At 35.0% G+C, this 16,317-nt stretch carries 14 protein-coding genes; 9 read left to right on the top strand and 5 right to left on the bottom strand.

Annotation, left to right across the window (positions count from 1 at the left end):
• Positions 1-94: 94 nt before the first annotated feature.
• Together H602_RS0109150 and H602_RS0109145 are read right to left on the bottom strand one after the other, a co-directional pair.
• Positions 95-871 (bottom strand): alpha/beta fold hydrolase, encoded by a 777-nt coding sequence (locus tag H602_RS0109150; RefSeq protein ID WP_026977731.1) that lies wholly within the window; start codon positions 869-871, stop codon positions 95-97.
• Between the two features lie 122 nt (positions 872-993).
• Positions 994-1,788, bottom strand: coding sequence for an ABC transporter substrate-binding protein (locus H602_RS0109145; protein ID WP_026977730.1), 795 nt, complete (start codon positions 1,786-1,788; stop codon positions 994-996).
• Between the two features lie 122 nt (positions 1,789-1,910).
• Here H602_RS0109145 and rlmH point away from each other — a divergent pair, with 122 nt between their 5' ends.
• A complete protein-coding gene (gene rlmH, locus H602_RS0109140) occupies positions 1,911-2,384 on the top strand; it encodes a 23S rRNA (pseudouridine(1915)-N(3))-methyltransferase RlmH (RefSeq protein ID WP_026977729.1) in 474 nt (157 codons plus the stop codon).
• A gap of 42 nt (positions 2,385-2,426) precedes the next feature.
• Here the strand turns inward: rlmH and H602_RS0109135 are convergent, their stop codons facing one another.
• Together H602_RS0109135 and folP are read right to left on the bottom strand one after the other, a co-directional pair.
• Entirely contained in the window at positions 2,427-2,918 is a 492-nt protein-coding gene (locus tag H602_RS0109135; RefSeq protein WP_026977728.1) for a YqiA/YcfP family alpha/beta fold hydrolase, read from the bottom strand.
• A gap of 257 nt (positions 2,919-3,175) precedes the next feature.
• Positions 3,176-4,009 carry a dihydropteroate synthase gene (gene folP / locus H602_RS0109125; protein ID WP_026977727.1) on the bottom strand — a complete coding sequence of 278 codons (834 nt, stop codon included), beginning with the start codon at positions 4,007-4,009 and terminating at the stop codon, positions 3,176-3,178.
• A 92-nt stretch (positions 4,010-4,101) separates the two neighbouring features.
• Here folP and H602_RS0109120 point away from each other — a divergent pair, with 92 nt between their 5' ends.
• The 8 genes from H602_RS0109120 (at position 4,102) to H602_RS18565 (ending at position 15,937) form a co-directional block, all read left to right on the top strand.
• Entirely contained in the window at positions 4,102-4,644 is a 543-nt protein-coding gene (locus H602_RS0109120; protein WP_026977726.1) for a DUF1599 domain-containing protein, read from the top strand.
• 31 nt (positions 4,645-4,675) lie between these two features.
• Entirely contained in the window at positions 4,676-5,776 is a 1,101-nt protein-coding gene (locus tag H602_RS0109115) for a BT_3928 family protein (RefSeq protein ID WP_026977725.1), read from the top strand.
• A 66-nt stretch (positions 5,777-5,842) separates the two neighbouring features.
• Positions 5,843-6,919 (top strand): ABC transporter permease, encoded by a 1,077-nt coding sequence (locus tag H602_RS0109110; protein WP_026977724.1) that lies wholly within the window; start codon positions 5,843-5,845, stop codon positions 6,917-6,919.
• Between the two features lie 232 nt (positions 6,920-7,151).
• On the top strand, positions 7,152-8,117 hold the full coding sequence (locus H602_RS0109105; protein WP_026977723.1) for an NAD(P)H-quinone oxidoreductase: 966 nt from the start codon (positions 7,152-7,154) through the stop codon (positions 8,115-8,117).
• 134 nt (positions 8,118-8,251) lie between these two features.
• Entirely contained in the window at positions 8,252-9,493 is a 1,242-nt protein-coding gene (locus H602_RS0109100) for a cation:proton antiporter (RefSeq protein WP_026977722.1), read from the top strand.
• Positions 9,494-9,626: 133 nt separating this feature from the next.
• Positions 9,627-10,517 (top strand): zinc-dependent peptidase, encoded by an 891-nt coding sequence (locus tag H602_RS0109095; protein WP_035759307.1) that lies wholly within the window; start codon positions 9,627-9,629, stop codon positions 10,515-10,517.
• 125 nt (positions 10,518-10,642) lie between these two features.
• The gene (locus H602_RS0109090; RefSeq protein WP_157505006.1) at positions 10,643-11,827 is read left to right on the top strand and encodes a hypothetical protein; all 1,185 of its coding nucleotides are present in this window, start codon (positions 10,643-10,645) and stop codon (positions 11,825-11,827) included.
• 660 nt (positions 11,828-12,487) lie between these two features.
• On the top strand, positions 12,488-15,937 hold the full coding sequence (locus tag H602_RS18565; protein WP_035759304.1) for a T9SS type A sorting domain-containing protein: 3,450 nt from the start codon (positions 12,488-12,490) through the stop codon (positions 15,935-15,937).
• 231 nt (positions 15,938-16,168) lie between these two features.
• Here H602_RS18565 and H602_RS18560 read toward each other — a convergent pair.
• Positions 16,169-16,317 (bottom strand): transposase (locus H602_RS18560; RefSeq protein WP_035759301.1); only part of this gene is annotated, 149 nt, incomplete at its 5' end.

Below are 16,317 nucleotides of genomic sequence, written 5' to 3'. Positions count from 1 at the left end.
GTGAAAAATAGCTGACCTTTGTACCAGAGTTATAAAGTTTGGTTTGGTTAGTTAAATTTATTAGAGAAGCTGGAGCTATTTGTTTCAGCTTTTTTTATGTCAAATTAGTAATGAATTGCAGTGCTTCGCTATTAAATACTACGGCGTTTTCAACATTAACAACGTGACCGGATTTCGGAATTTCCACTAATTTCGAGAAATTTGAATGTGCTGCAACGATTTTTTTTACAGAAGGAAGAAACATATAATCTTGTGAACCCATCATAAAAAGTGTTGGAATCGGCAATTCGTCTGCTCTAAATCTCTTTAAAATAGGATTAATTTCGGCAGTCAATTGAAACCACTTGATGAATTCTTTTTGATTCATTTTCTTTGCTTCATTGACAAATAATAGTCGCGCAGCTTTATGATTTGCCCGAGGCATGATTATAAAAGCAAAAAGTCGGTACAACCATAAATAGGGAACTACATACCTCAAAAACATCCCTAATTTCATCAAGACTTGTGAGCGAAAATTCATCTTAAATATAGCCCCGCCAAAAATCATACTTTGAATCTTTTCGGGATATAATTCTGCTAATTGTCGAATCAAAATCGTCCCTAACGAAATTCCTACAAAGTGCGATTTTTTAATTTGAAGATGTTCTAAAACTTCATTAATATCATTGGCTACTAGAGGAAACGTATAGTGTTCATTGGTAACAAAATCCTTTGAATCTCCATGACCGCGAAGATCCATCAGCAATACATTGCCTATTTTTTGAAAATCTCTAACTTGTTTAAAAAATATCGAAGAACTACCTCCAGCGCCATGGATAAATGTAATCCATTGCTTACTTTCTGCATTCGGGAAAATTGTATAGTTCAGCACCAAATAGATTTTTTTTACGAATGTAGTAGTTAATACGGGAGTTTAAACTTATTTGCTAAAAATTTATAGTTCGTTTAAAGAAAATTTTGGATAAAATCGATTTTTACGAACTAATATGCAATCTACAACCTCTCGTGAATTCTCTTGAAATAATCAAAAGCTTGATGCAGACGTGTGCCGTACCACGAAAACATTTCACCATCTACAAACGCCGTTTTTGCATGATGCGTATTTCTACCAATTTCAAAAGCATCTGCATCTGAAAAAGGATACGGTTCTGAAGAAAGTAAAATCACTTCGGGATCAAGGTCTTTTTCCATAAGTTCCAAATCAATTTCTGGATATCGGTCTAAATTGGCATAACAGTTTTCAAATTTATTAAGCTGCATCAACGCATCAATAAAAGTGCCTGTTCCTGCTACCATATAAGGATTTTTCCAAATAAAATACGCTGCTTTTTTAACTTCCAGATTCGAACTAAACTTTTTAAAATCTTCAAGTCTGTATAGAATTTTATCATTCCACTTTCTAGCTTCCATCCGGCAATTAAAGAGTTGTCCAAAATCAGAAATGGTTTTCACAACATCATCTACGGTTGCAATATCTGTCACCCAAACTGGACAAATTTTTCGCAGTTCCACTACCATTTCTTCGGTGTTTTCTTCTTTGTTTGCAATAATAAAATCAGGTTTTAAAAGCCTAATTTTCTCATAATGCACTTTTTTTGTTCCACCAATAATTTTTTTGGTTGACTTTAAATGAAATGGATGTACACAAAATTTAGTGATTCCAACGATTCGTTCTTCCAATCCCAAATCGTATAAAGTTTCGGTCAAGGACGGAACGAGTGAAATGATCCGCATTGGTGTATTTTCAATTTCAAAAGCAGTGCCTAGAGGATCTTTAATATGGAGCATTTCGAGTCGTATTAGTTTTCAAAATTAAGTAATATTACGCAGAATCCAATTGGAAATAAGCTTAGGAAGTTTCATTTTAATTAAAAACGACGCACCTTTGCACACGCAAAAACCGCATTTCCATGAACATCAAACTTATTGCCATAGGCAAAACCGACAATAAACAGTTGCAATCCTTGATGGATGACTACCAGAAGCGTTTATCGTTCTATGTAAAATTTGATATGGAAATCATTGCTGATATAAAAAATGTAAAAAACCTTTCTGAACTACAACAAAAAGAAAAGGAAGGCGAATTAATTTTATCAAAAATAGCTCCCACCGACCAACTTATTTTATTAGACGAAAACGGTAAGAACTTTAGCAGCATGGAATTTTCGGCAGAATTACAAAAGAAAATGAATTCTGGAATTAAGACTTTAGTTTATGTTATCGGTGGACCTTATGGTTTTTCAGAAAGTGTGTATCAAAAAGCTCAAGGCAAAATCTCCTTATCAAAAATGACTTTTTCGCACCAAATGGTTCGCTTATTTTTTATCGAACAACTGTACAGAGGATTTACTATTTTAAAAAATGAACCTTACCACCATCAGTAATATTTGAGGTTAGAAAGATTTAAATGATGTCTATGCTACTCTTCAGATTCTCGTTAAAAACAAACTACATTCTTCCTCAAAAATTTCTAAAGGAATCGGATGTTCCAATTCGGGACGCACTTTCACCTGCAATTGAACTGTTTTATTAAAATGTTTAGACAAGTAATCCAACGTGGTTTTTGGATCTACCACCTCGTCTTTTCCACCCAAAACAATTGAAATTTGCTGATCAACCGATGGATTTATAGTGTCTGGAATATTTTGCACTGCCGAACGTTTTGCTAAAGCCGGATTAAATAATAGAGCCGGACATCCTAATGTCATCGCAACATGATAGCCCATAAATCCGCCCATACTACTACCGATAATGCAATCTATAGTTTCATTTTTGTACTCTTTCAATAGTTCTTGATAGACATTTGGGTTGTTGTGATAATCCATATCCGGTGCAATAACTGTTGCAAATGCTTCTAAAATAGTTCGCTTTGTTTCGCTTAACTTACTTTCTAAACCGTGGAGGTATAATAGTGTCATAGTATTTTTTAAATGATGATAGTTGAATTATGGTTTAAGATTTTGAACTGCATTTAATTCTAAAAATGTTGACTGAATTTTAAAAATCCCACGGTTAAAACCTTGCGCAATTTTTGAATTGTAGAAATTAATATTATCCGACTTTACATAAATTTTTAATGGAAAAAAATTCAAGAATTATCGTCAACTATAGGTTATCGTATTATCCATAGAAAATCAAAATATATAAAACCCAAATTTAAAATGGAACGCAAAATTTATTTTATATTCTTTTCAAACGATTCCCAAAGTAGAACAGTTTCTACTGCTTCTTTCACGTCATGAACCCTCAAAATTGTCGCTCCTTTGGTTAAAGCTATTGTGTTTAAAACCGTTGTTCCGTTTAAAGCTTCTTGAGCTGTACCATTTAATGTCTTGTAAATCATTGATTTTCGAGATAATCCAGCTAACATAGGTACTTCTAGAAATTGGAATAATTCGCTTTTTTGCAAGACTTCGAAATTCTGCTCGGTTGTTTTGGCAAAACCATATCCAGGATCTATAATTAAATCATTGATACCTAAACTTCGGGCTTCATTGATTTTTTCAGAAAAATAAAATAACATTTCCTTTGAAATATCGTTGTATTGTGCAAGACTTTGCATTGTTTTCGGTGTTCCTTTCATGTGCATCATGATGTAGGGCACTTGTAATTTAGAAACTGTTTGCATCATTTCTACATCTAAATTTCCTGCTGAAATATCATTTATAATTGCTGCTCCAGCCTCAACTGCTCTTTCTGCAACGGCACTTCTAAAGGTATCAATCGACAAAATAATTTTAGGAAATTCATTTACCAATAGCTTTACAATGGGAATCAAACGACCTACTTCTTCCTCTACCGAAACTTCATCCGCATTGGGTTTGCTTGAATAAGCGCCCACATCAATAAAGGTTGCTCCATCGGAAAGCATCTTTTCTACTTGCTGTAAAATCGACTTTTCCTCTACAAATTTTCCGCCATCGTAAAACGAATTGGGCGTTAAATTTAGAATTCCCATTACTTTGGGTCGACTCAAATCAATCAATGTACCTTTGCAATTTATTGTCATCAGAACTTTTTTTTATGCTTTGGGATTTCCTTTTGGCTTAATCGTTTTTAATTCCTTATTTTTGAAAAAATTTATACAAATATAAATCAATAATGAGCAATACTTCTCAAGAATACGATAAAATAGTGGACGGTTGCAGAAGCCTTTTTATCAATAAAATGAGCGATTACGGAAGTGCCTGGCGGATTTTGCGCTTGCCTTCATTAACCGACCAAATATTCATTAAAGCACAACGCATTCGGAGTTTGCAACAAAATCAAATCCGCAAAGTGGACGAAGATGAAGCCGGAGAATTCATCGGAATCATCAATTATTCGGTTATGGCTTTGATTCAATTGGAATTGGGAGTTGTAGAACAACCTGATTTAAAATTGGCTGAAGCCACACAATTGTACGACGAAAAAATACAATTGACCAAAACCTTGATGGAAAATAAAAACCATGATTACGGTGAAGCGTGGCGCGAAATGAGAGTCAGCTCTTTGACAGATTTAATTTTGCAAAAATTACTTCGCGTTAAGCAAATTGAAGACAACCAAGGAAAAACACTAGTTTCCGAAGGCATTGACGCCAATTATCAAGACATGATTAACTATTCGATATTCGCATTGATTTTGATGCAAAAACACCTTTAAAACTTCATTTTTTTAGTCAAAAACAATACATATGAAAAATATAATTACGCAGTTTTCTAGAATATTTGTCGGTTTTCTTTTTATCATTTCTGGGTTGATTAAACTCAATGATCCGATCGGTTTTGCTTTTAAACTAGAAGAATATTTCTCCGTACCTGTTTTGAATTTACCGTTTTTAGAACCATTTGCTTTAGCAATAGCCGTACTTATGGTAATTCTTGAAGTAGTTTTAGGAGTAATGCTTTTAGTTGGTTTTAAAAGAAAACTTACCATTTGGAGCTTACTTTTAATGATTGTATTTTTCACATTCCTAACTTTTTACTCGGCTTACTTTAATAAGGTAACTGACTGTGGTTGTTTTGGTGATGCACTAAAATTGACGCCTTGGGAGTCGTTTACAAAAGACATCGTTTTATTGTTTTTTATCTTGATTCTTTTCTTCAATATAAAATTCATTAATCCTGTATTCAAAAATAAAACAAATACTGCTATCGTTTTAATTGCTTTATTATTAAGCATCTTTATGGCATATTGGGTATTGAATCACTTGCCATTGAAAGATTTTAGAGCGTATAAAATCGGTACTAATATTGAAGAAGGAATGGCTTTTCCACCCGATGCTGAACAATCTGTTGTAGAAATGATTTTTGTTTACAAAGTAAATGGTGAGAATAAAGAATTTACGGATAAAGAGTTGATGTCTATTCCTCCCGGAGCTGAATTTGTAGAACGTCGCGACAATGTCATCTCTGAAGGATATGTACCACCAATTCATGATTTTACTATGGAAAAAGATGATTTTGACCATAAAGCCGAGTTATTGGCAGAGCCAAAATTAATGATTTTTCTTACTTATAATTTGGACTTCGCAGACGACGCTGGTCTGAAACAATTGGAAGCTTTGAAAGAAATAGCAGTGGAAAAAGGTTATAAAGTAATTGGAATGACCGCATCTCCACAGGAAAAAATTGCGAAGATAAAAGCACAGTACAACTTTACATTTGACTACTATTTTGCTGATGGAACTACGCTCAAAACAATTGAAAGAGCCAATCCAAGTATTGTTGTTTTAGAAAAAGGAACAATTACTCAGAAAGTGCATTATAATGATATTGATCAACTAAAACTATAATTTAAGATAAGCCGTTTAATTTCATTTGAACGGCTTATTTTCTCTATTCCCTTTATTCTTTTCTAAATGATTCGCTACTTAATAAATAAAATTGGATATGCTTTGTTGACACTTTTTGGAGTAGTTACGGTTATCTTCTTTTTATTTAATGTCTTACCTGGCGATCCGGCACGCATGATGTTGGATCAAAATGAAAATTCAGAACAACTGGCTATAATCAAAAAGAAATACGGCTTTGACCAACCTATTTCCATTCAATATTTAAATTATTTAAACGACCTCTCCCCGATTTCGTTCCACGATACAGATCCAGATAATTACTCTTTCTTGGATAAAGAGAAGTATAATGCCGCAGAATTATTCACAATTGGCACGCATACCGTGGCTTTAAAAACGCCGTATTTACGCGAAAGTTTTCAGAAAAGCGGAAAAAAAGTCACCGATATTATTGGAAATACACTTCCAAACACTTTTCTATTAGCCTTTTTTGCGATACTAATTGCCATCGGAATCGGTGTTTTTCTTGGTATTATTTCGGCATTATATCACAATACTTGGGTGGACCGATTGATTGCTTTGATCAGTACTTTGGGAATGAGTGTACCTTCTTTTTTTAGTGCAATTCTCTTTGCATGGCTATTTGGCTTTGTGTTGCACGAATATACTAACCTCAATATGACCGGGAGTTTGTACGAAGTAGATGACTTTGGCAACGGCCGATACATCCAATGGAAAAACCTTATTCTTCCCGCAATTGTTTTAGGCATCCGACCATTAGGCGTTGTAACGCAGTTGATGCGGAATTCTCTACTCGAAACGTTCAGCATGGATTATATTAGAACAGCTCGCGCCAAAGGTTTAAGCGAATTTCAAATTATCAAAAAACACGCACTTAAAAACTCTTTAAATCCAGTGGTAACTGCCATTTCGGGTTGGTTTGCTTCGATGCTTGCTGGAGCCGTTTTTGTAGAATACATCTTTGGCTGGAATGGTTTAGGCAAAGAAATTGTGGAAGCCTTAAATACATTGGATCTACCCGTAATTATGGGTGCTGTAATTGTCATTGCCACGACTTTTGTGGTCATAAATATTTTAGTGGATTTGGTTTATGCTTGGTTGGACCCAAAAATCAGATTAGAGTAGCGATTTACTTATTTCACTTCAAAATGTACACTTGTTTTTTCTTACCTTTTTTGTTCTGTTTCAAAATGATAGAAATGAACAAAAGGATAAGGTTCCAGATGCAGCCAAAAATTAGCATTCGAATATGACTTTGTCTCCAGATAGAATATAATTGCCACAAAAGAGACGTTAAAGCTTTTACATTTTCTTTCAAATATCAGTACCTTTAATCAATTCTAAAAAGTAAAATACTATGAAAGCGATACATATTTCAAAAGCAGGAGGACCCGAAGTACTTGAATTACGAGAAGTTCCCAATCCAATACCCGAAAATAGTCAGGTTTTGATAAAAGTAAAAGCAGCAGGTGTTAATCGCAGTGATGTAATTACAAGAAGTAGAACAAATCCTGAAGGCAATGCATTTTTAATTCCAGGCTTGGAAGTTTCTGGAGAAATAGTCGCAATTGGTTCGGATGTAAAAGATAAAAAAATAGGCGATACAGTTTGTGCCTTAATTGCAAGTGGAGGTTATGCCGAATATGTGGTTGCAGAAAGCAGCCATTGTCTTCCAATTCCTGAAGGAATTAATGTGGTAGATGCAGCTGGAATTCCTGAAACGGTGTTCACAATTTGGTTCAACATTTTTCATCTTGCAAAGCTTAAACGCGGCGAAAAATTATTAATTCACGGCGGTACAAGTGGCATTGGAACCACCGGTTTACAAATAGCAAAAGCTTTGGGTTGCGAAATTTTTACTACTGCAGGAAGTGATGATAAAGTAGCTTTTCTAAATAAAATGCAACTGGGAAAAGTGATTAATTACAAGGAAAATGCATTTGAAGATGTTTTAAAAGATGAAAAAATAGATGTAATTTTAGATATGGTGGGTGGTGATTATACTCAAAAGAATCTCGAAATCTTAAATAAAAAAGGTCGACTGGTTTATATTAACGGGATGAAAAGTATGACTGCCACTATAGATTTATCCACAATCATGAGTAAAAACCTTGTTCTAACTGGAAGCTTTTTAAAACCACAGACGGAAGCTGTAAAAGCTGAAATTGCAAAAGAAGTAGAAAAAAATATTTGGCCCTTATTCAAGTCAAAAGACATTTACCCCGTGATTTATAAAACCTTTCCGCTTTCAGAAGCAGCGGATGCGCATCGATTGATGGAAGATGGAAAACACATTGGTAAAATTCTTTTAACGATGGATTAAACACATCTTATCTCTAAAAGTAAAATAAAAAAAGTACCTCCATTTTTGCTTTTCTACTTTTCGAAACAATAAATTATTTTTTGATTACTTTTATTGTCAAACAAAAATAAGTACGTCACCTACACTACTCATACATGGATTTTTTTCACATTTTTTCAATTCTTATTGTTATTTCAGCGGTGTTTTCATACATCAATTTTAGATATTTAAAATTGCCTAATGCCATTGGAATCATGCTCGTGTCGTTGTTCTTTTCATTTATGGTTTTAATAGCAGGTTATTATTTTCCAAGTATAAAAGAAGTTGCAGCAAAGCAACTCAACAGCCTCGATTTTAGCGAATTGCTCTTGGAAGGAATGTTGAGTTTTATGCTTTTTGCAGGAGCAATTCACATCAAATACGAAGATTTAAAGATTGAACGATTGAGCATCATGCTGTTTTCCACTTTGAGCGTTATTATTAGTACAATTATTGTTGGTTTTTCAGCGTATTATCTGCTCAACTTTTTTGGATTGGAAGTAACTTTAATACATTCCCTTTTATTTGGTGCTTTGATTTCCCCAACGGATCCCATTGCGGTTATTAGTATCTTAAAAAGTGCTGGTGTTCCTAAATCATTGGAAACTAAAATTGCTGGAGAATCGCTTTTTAATGATGGTGTAGCAGTTGTAGTCTTCATAACCATCTTAAGATTGAGTAAACCTGATGCTGAAATGTCTTTTCAAAGTATATCTCTTCTGTTTGGACAAGAGGCCATTGGCGGCATTCTCCTAGGAGCACTTATTGGATGGATTGGTTTTCGATTGGTCAAAAGTATTGACAATTACCAAGTGGAAGTTTTAATTACTTTGGCCGTTGTTATGGGAGGTTATACGCTTGCTCATTTCATACATGTTTCTGGTCCTTTAGCCATGGTTATTGCTGGACTCATTACTGGAAATCTCGGAAAAAATTATGGTATGTCAGAAAAAACAACAGAGTATATTGACAAATTTTGGGAACTGATTGACGAAATTCTAAATGCAATTCTCTTTGTATTAATCGGATTTGAATTACTTATTGTTCAGACTAATGCCACCGTACTTTTAGTTGCCTTTATATTAATCCTAATTGTGCTGCTCACAAGATTTATTTCTGTATTAATTCCTTCCCTTTTCATCAGATTGAAAGAAGAATTAACTAATAAAACCATCCTTATCTTAACTTGGGGCGGTTTGCGCGGCGGAATTTCAATTGCCTTGGCCTTGTCTATTCCAATAGAGTTCAGCAAAGATATTTGGGTCACCATCACTTACGTAATAGTCTGTTTTTCCATTTTAGTACAAGGAATGACTATAGGAAATTTGGCAAAAAAGATGAGTGACAAGCCGATATAGCCACGGAATATATGAGATCAAAATACTTTCAAAGTTATAATTTCGTCCTTACGTACTGAAGAAAGCTCATTCAAAATCAATTTGGCGATTTTATAGCTAAAAACATAATTCTTCTGCAAACCTAAATTCCATCATGTATTTACTATTAATTTTTATCCTAATTCTCGGTCTCGGTTTTTACAGTTACAATTGGAAGTTAAAATCGAAAAAAAATTGGAGTCCGCCAAAAGAACTATTTCCGACAAAATGGAGGATAATTTTGAACGAAGAAATTCCGTTCTACCGAACATTGAATGATACCGAAAAAGAAAAATTTGAATTTAAAGTACAAGAATTCCTATTGAATTGCAGCATAATTGGCGTTGGTACCGAAATTACAATTGTAGATAAAGTTTTAGTAGCTTCAAGCGCGATCATACCAATATTTGGATTTGAAAACTGGCAGTATCACGACCTACATGAAGTGCTGATTTATCCAGGCATTTTCAATAAGGAATTTGAAACCGAAGGTCCAAATCGAACTGTTTTAGGAATGGTGGGAACGGGTTATATGGATGGCAAAATGATTTTATCACAAGAAGCTCTAACACACGGTTTTGAGAATAAAACGGACAAGAAAAATACCGCTATTCATGAATTTGCACACTTAATTGACAAACGAGATGGCGTGATTGACGGAATTCCCCATTCGCTTCTAGACGACAACTATCTAGAACCTTGGATTAATTACATGGACAAAAAGTTGGACGAGGTTTTTGACGGCGACTCTGATATTAATCCTTATGGAGGTACAAATAGAGCTGAATTTTTTTCGGTTACAAGCGAATATTTCTTTGAAAGACCTAAACTATTAAAGAAGAAACATCCGGAATTATATGAATTATTGGAGAAAATCTACAAGCAAGATTTGTCAAAAAGGGATTTAAAAAAGCCGCATACGGATTTAACTGACAAGTGTCCATGTCCGTGCGACAGTGGAAAAAAGTATAAAGATTGCTGCGGAAATTTTGATCCAATTGGATAAATTGCAACAGCTGTAACGTAAATTATGATCACGCCATCCAAATTTGTAAGTTAAATTTTACTTAAGGTCTCTTTAGATATGAAGGTCATGTTATTAACTTTAGCAATACCCTTTTAAATTGTCAAATGATGCATACTAAAAAATCACTATTGCTTCTAATTTGTATTGCCGTAACGCAGTTTGCCCAAGCACAAAAAAAATATTACACCTTCAGTATCGATGACAGTATTGGAATTACGGACCAATTGGGAAATGAAATTATTCCGCCTTCATTCAAATATTCGGACGATGTACCTAAAAAAAATGAAATTCATTTAAAGAATTACAGTGATAAACCTGATGTTATTTTTAATACCATTACCGGAAAAACAACAGAATATCAGCATATTTATAGCACTCCTTTAAAAATCAATGGAGAACTTTTTGTAGAACTCAAGCAAAAGAATATGCGACATTTAATGAGCCTTGAGCGCGATTTCCAAATTAAATTAACTCGGAGATTCAGTGATTTCACAAATAACGGCAATTATATTTTTGAAAAATATTCGGAAACTGTCTATGCAAAAGAGAAGCCGACACCGCCTACTAAAAAAACAACGTCTGGTGTACCGCCTCCCCCACCATCACCGCAAATTCTTCCTCCACCTACAGAAGTTAATTATTATGGGATAATCAATAATGATGAGAAATTTACAACTGTAAAGCGCATTGCCGCGGATTTTTATTTGCAACTTTATAAAGAGCCAGAAGTGGAAAAAGATGAAGACGGAAATGTGGTTCACCGATTGAAGATTATTACTTTGGATGCCAATGCCATCAATCCTTTCGACTTCATCATTTTCAGTAAAAATAAAACGCATCAGATTTATGATGCCAAAATGAAGTGGATTAAAACGTTTACTTTAGCCAAAGCAGAAAAAGAAGATCTAATTGCTTACGCAAAAAAGGCGCTGAATACCAATTTGTCAGAATATTCTAAAAACAGTATGCCTCCTGCTCCAATGATGGTATCGTCATCAAATTATGGAGAACAGGACGAACCTGAAATTATATATCCTTATTTCTATCTCAAAACCTTAAACGAAAGCGAAACAATTTTTGGACTTCAAAAATCCAAAGATAGTGACCAAATAATTTTTAAATTAGATAGTCAAGTTGCTTCAAAATTAGACCTTAAGAAACATAGAATTGGCTTAAAATACCTAGAAGATAAGTGGGTTTTCTTCAGCTTTGACCCAATAACAGGTGCTCCATTTTTACCTAAAGCTTATAGTGACAAAATAGGGATGCAAATCATTACTAAATTATAATAGCAATCTAAAGGTAGATGACAGAGCGTTAATTACATTCACTATCAATGATAAATGTTGATGGAACTTCAATGGGACAAACCTCTGTCCTATTTACTTCTTGATGAGTTTAGCTGTATTATATAAGAAAGGTATTTTATTTGTAAAGGCGCTCTGCAAATTGGTACTTACCGAGATTGCGCTTGCTTAAGTTGAATCATTTGTTGCACAATTCGATGCATTTATTCTCAACTTCACCTTTAATTATAGCAAAGTAATTATCGTGCTTGGCAAAAAGCTTTCTAAAGGTTTTTCTGGACTTTTATCCGTATTGTAGTATCGACAACACAATTTTTTGCACACTGATTTTTATTTTAAAAAACTAACAATCTTATTTGAGTATTTCACCAAGCAATTAGCAGAAAGCAAATCTATGCAGTAAATTAATATAATTTTCCCGAACAAGTAATTTTAATCGTGTACTTTATCTTTCTATTTAAAGGTCTCTATACTGTTCTTTAAATTATTTTTTTTTAATTTATTATCACGAAACCCTTTGTTTTAAAGAGCAACTTGCAATTATTTAACAAATAATGAGTAGTAAGAATTAAATTTTAAAGATAATAAAACCAAGATTAAAAAATAATCGTAGCTATAAGTATAACCATAAAAACTTTAGGTATGAATTCTAAAATTACTCTTCTAAATGTCATTGCCAGGACGGCATTACTTTTAGTATTTTCGACATCCTTTGGGCAAATTGTAACCACTAGTGCTGATGACGGTTCTTTAGGAACTTTAAGAAGTCAAGTTGCTCTTGCAATTCCAGGCGGAACTATTACTTTTGGCCTAGGTGTAACCAATGTTACGCTTACTTCAGGTCAAATTACGATTGACAAATCATTAATTTTAACCGGTAACGGACTTACGATGACAACCATTAATGGAAATGCCAACGGACGGATTTTTGATGTAAACGCAGGATCACTTGTAATAAATGATTTGACGCTAACCAATGGACAAGCGGATAACGGTGGTGCGATACAAGTTGTAGGTGCAAACGTTATTTTAAATAATTCGTCCATTACCAATAGTGTTGCCAATGGAGCTAGTGGAAGTGGTGGTGCAATCCTTGTTGGAAGTGGTGCAAATTTGACTGCATTCCTTTCAACATTTTCAGGAAATAGAGCCAACCGAGCAGGTGGAGCTATTGAATCTACTGCAGAAACCACAACCACATTGACTAATGTTTCCCTGTTTAATAATAATGCAGGAGTAACTCCTGCTACAGCAGCTCCTGGAAATGGTGGTGCTCTTCACGTTTCCGGAAATGGAAATGTGGCAATTACAGGTGGAACAGTAAACATGAATAGCGCTGCCGCTGAAGGTGGTGGTTTATGGAATGGAACAGGAACAATGACGGTTGATGGAACTTTAATCAATGCCAATACTGCTGCAGGAGTTTCCTCTGACAACGGTGGTGGTGGAATTTATAATTTAAATGGTGGTACTCTGAATATTGCGAACGCTACAATTACAAATAATTCTGCTACAGGAACTGCGGGTTCTGGTGGTGGAATTTTGAATGATCTAGGTTCTACTTTAACTGTGTTGAATTCGACAATTACTGGAAATACAGCAAATCGTGCAGGTGGTGGAATTGAAGGAAATGCAACTTTAGGAACTTCCTTCATTAACTTAACAGGCGTTACTTTAAATGTAAATACTGTTTTTAACGCTCCCGGAAATGGTGGTGGATTGCACATGACGGGTCCTGGTACAATTATGATTTCTGGGGGAACCGTAAACAATAATACCGCTGGTGCTGAAGGTGGTGGTTTATGGAATGGTTCAGGAATGATGACCGTGAGCGGAACAACTATTGATGGAAATACTGCTTTAGGTGCTGCTTTGGACAATGGTGGTGGTGGAATTTACAACTTTAACGGTGGAACAATTTTACTTCAAAATAATACCACGGTTAGCAATAATATCGCAAGTGGAACTCTAGGTTCTGGCGGTGGAATTTTAAACGATGTAGGTTCTACTCTTACGGTAAATAATTCTACAATTTCTGGAAACAGAGCCAACAGAGCGGGTGGTGGAATTGAAACACAAGCAAGTTCTACTGTGAATTTAATGATGGCTACAATTACCGGAAATAATGCTGGTGTTACTCCTGCCGTAGCTGCTCCAGGAAGCGGTGGCGGACTTCATGCAACAGGAAACGCAACTATTAATACTACAGGCGGTATGGTAAATACTAATACGGCTGCTTCTGAAGGCGGTGGATTATGGAACGGAACTGGAATGATGACTATTGATGGTACAACAATTAATGGAAATAGTGCTTCAGGTCCAGAAGCTACCAACGGTGGTGGTGGAATTTATAACTTAAACGCTGGAATTGTAATAATTTCTAATGCAACTATCAGTAATAACATCGCTAATGGTGCTGCAGGTTCTGGTGGAGGTATATTAAATGATGTAGGCTCACAATTATCAATCACCTCATCAGCAATTACTGGTAATACTGCCGTTAGAGCTGGTGGAGGAATTGAAGACAATTCAGGAACAAGTACTATTCTTTTGACAAACGTAAATTTGGATAACAATAGTGTGACTGGACCTCCAGGAAATGGTGGTGGATTGCACATTACTGGAGCAGGAAATGTTACAATTTCTGGTGGTACCGTAAACGGAAACACAGCAACTTTAGAAGGTGGTGGTTTATGGAATGGAACTGGAATTATGAATGTTACAGCAACTACAATTGATGGGAATACGTCATCAGGAAACGGTGCAGACGATGGTGGTGCTGGAATTTTTAATAATGGAGGGACATTATTGCTAGATACTACTATGATCACCAATAATAGTGCAACTGGAACTTCAGGTTCAGGGGGTGGAATTTTAAGTATTGCAGGTTCGATTACCGTTTTAAATTCAACTTTAAACGGAAATGCAGCCAATCGTGCAGGTGGGGCAATTGAAGTAATTGATGGTACATTAACCATTACCAACTCAAACTTAACAAATAACGATGTAGACGGAACAGCAGGAGTTGCAAATCCAGGAAACGGTGGAGCGCTTCACATTTCTGGGATTACCATTGCTACTATTTCTGGCGGGACGGTTTCTAACAATGATGCAGGCCGAGAAGGTGGCGGATTATGGAATCAAACAGGTTCTACAATGACTGTTACAAATGTAACCTTAGATGGAAATACAGCAAGTGGTGTTGCTATTACGCAAGGTGGTGGTGCTATTTTCAATAATGGTGGAACATTAAACGTAAACAATTCTACACTTTCCAATAATAGTGCTGATGGTGCATTAGGGAATGGTGGTGCAATTCACGTTAAAACAGGTACAGCAAATGTAATGTTGTCTACAATTTCAGGAAATTCTACCCTAAATAATGGTGGTGGAATTTACAACAATGCGGTATTGACAGTCAATGCAGCAACTATTGCAAACAATATGGCCACAGTAAATGGCGGTGGAATTGCAAATGATGCTACTACTGCTCCATCCTTAAAGAACACGATTGTAGCTACTAATATGGCTGCAACAGGTTTAGATGTGTTTTCAAGTTCAACTAATTTTGTGTCAAATGGTTATAATTTAATTGGTGCAGATGCAACAAATGCTTTCGCAGCCAATGCAACAGATATTGAAGGTGCTAATCCACTATTAGCTCCTTTGGCAAATAATGGTGGAACAACATTCACGCATGCTTTATTGAATAACAGTCCAGCTTACAATACTGGTGCTCCAGCAGACCTGTTCAACGATCAAATTAACAATGCGATATTTGGAGGTACAAGAGACATCGGAGCTTTTGAAGCGCAAGCACTCTTAAACAACGCTTCATTTTCTGGTAAATTAGCCGCTATTTATCCAAATCCAGCTGTTAATGGAATTGTAAACATTGCAATGGATTCTAATTTTGGTGGACAAGTAAATGGAACTATCTACGAACTTGGCTCTGGAAAAATGGTAAAACAATTTAGCAGTTCTAACGTAAATACAGAAGTGCGAGTCGATCATCTTGCATCAGGTGTCTATGTCATCCAGTTGGTTTCTGATAATTTTTCAGAAACACATAAATTGATTATTGGAAGATAAACTTCCTTTATAATTGATGAAAAGCCTCTACTTGATTGGAGGGCACTGAAAAACATCATCTATTTTGATTAGTGTCCGTTTTTGGAGATTAAAAAAACGCTTATAACTGGATTTTAAAGATCCGTTATAAGCGTTTTATTTTTTTAAACTGTTTTTTTATTATAGGCTGTATAAGTCTATTTTTGACTTAGACCATGTCCTTTTATTTATTGGCCACTTACATTCTGTTTTCTATATTAATTTGAGTATTCTTTTTAAGTTTACTGTAAAAACAGCCATTGCTCCTTGCATTTGCATATTGTTAATACCATAAGATAGTGCTCTATCGTAACCGTGTACGTTTTTCAATTCACTATTTTTAGCTTCAATTTTGTATCGAT

Source organism: Flavobacterium tegetincola DSM 22377, from assembly GCF_000425485.1.
Taxonomy (GTDB): Bacteria; Bacteroidota; Bacteroidia; order Flavobacteriales; family Flavobacteriaceae; genus Flavobacterium; species Flavobacterium tegetincola.
This window is presented reverse-complemented; position numbering and strand designations above follow the sequence as displayed.

Coding starts and splice junctions, on each gene's coding strand:
- H602_RS18565 (WP_035759304.1), top strand. CDS start 12,488: ATGAATTCTAAAATTACTCTTCTAAATGTCATTGCCAGGACGGCATTA.
- H602_RS0109100 (WP_026977722.1), top strand. CDS start 8,252: ATGGATTTTTTTCACATTTTTTCAATTCTTATTGTTATTTCAGCGGTG.
- H602_RS0109095 (WP_035759307.1), top strand. CDS start 9,627: ATGTATTTACTATTAATTTTTATCCTAATTCTCGGTCTCGGTTTTTAC.
- H602_RS0109090 (WP_157505006.1), top strand. CDS start 10,643: ATGATGCATACTAAAAAATCACTATTGCTTCTAATTTGTATTGCCGTA.
- H602_RS0109135 (WP_026977728.1), bottom strand. CDS start 2,918: ATGACACTATTATACCTCCACGGTTTAGAAAGTAAGTTAAGCGAAACA.
- H602_RS0109120 (WP_026977726.1), top strand. CDS start 4,102: ATGAGCAATACTTCTCAAGAATACGATAAAATAGTGGACGGTTGCAGA.
- H602_RS0109105 (WP_026977723.1), top strand. CDS start 7,152: ATGAAAGCGATACATATTTCAAAAGCAGGAGGACCCGAAGTACTTGAA.
- H602_RS0109115 (WP_026977725.1), top strand. CDS start 4,676: ATGAAAAATATAATTACGCAGTTTTCTAGAATATTTGTCGGTTTTCTT.
- H602_RS0109110 (WP_026977724.1), top strand. CDS start 5,843: ATGATTCGCTACTTAATAAATAAAATTGGATATGCTTTGTTGACACTT.
- folP (WP_026977727.1), bottom strand. CDS start 4,009: ATGACAATAAATTGCAAAGGTACATTGATTGATTTGAGTCGACCCAAA.
- H602_RS0109145 (WP_026977730.1), bottom strand. CDS start 1,788: ATGCTCCATATTAAAGATCCTCTAGGCACTGCTTTTGAAATTGAAAAT.
- rlmH (WP_026977729.1), top strand. CDS start 1,911: ATGAACATCAAACTTATTGCCATAGGCAAAACCGACAATAAACAGTTG.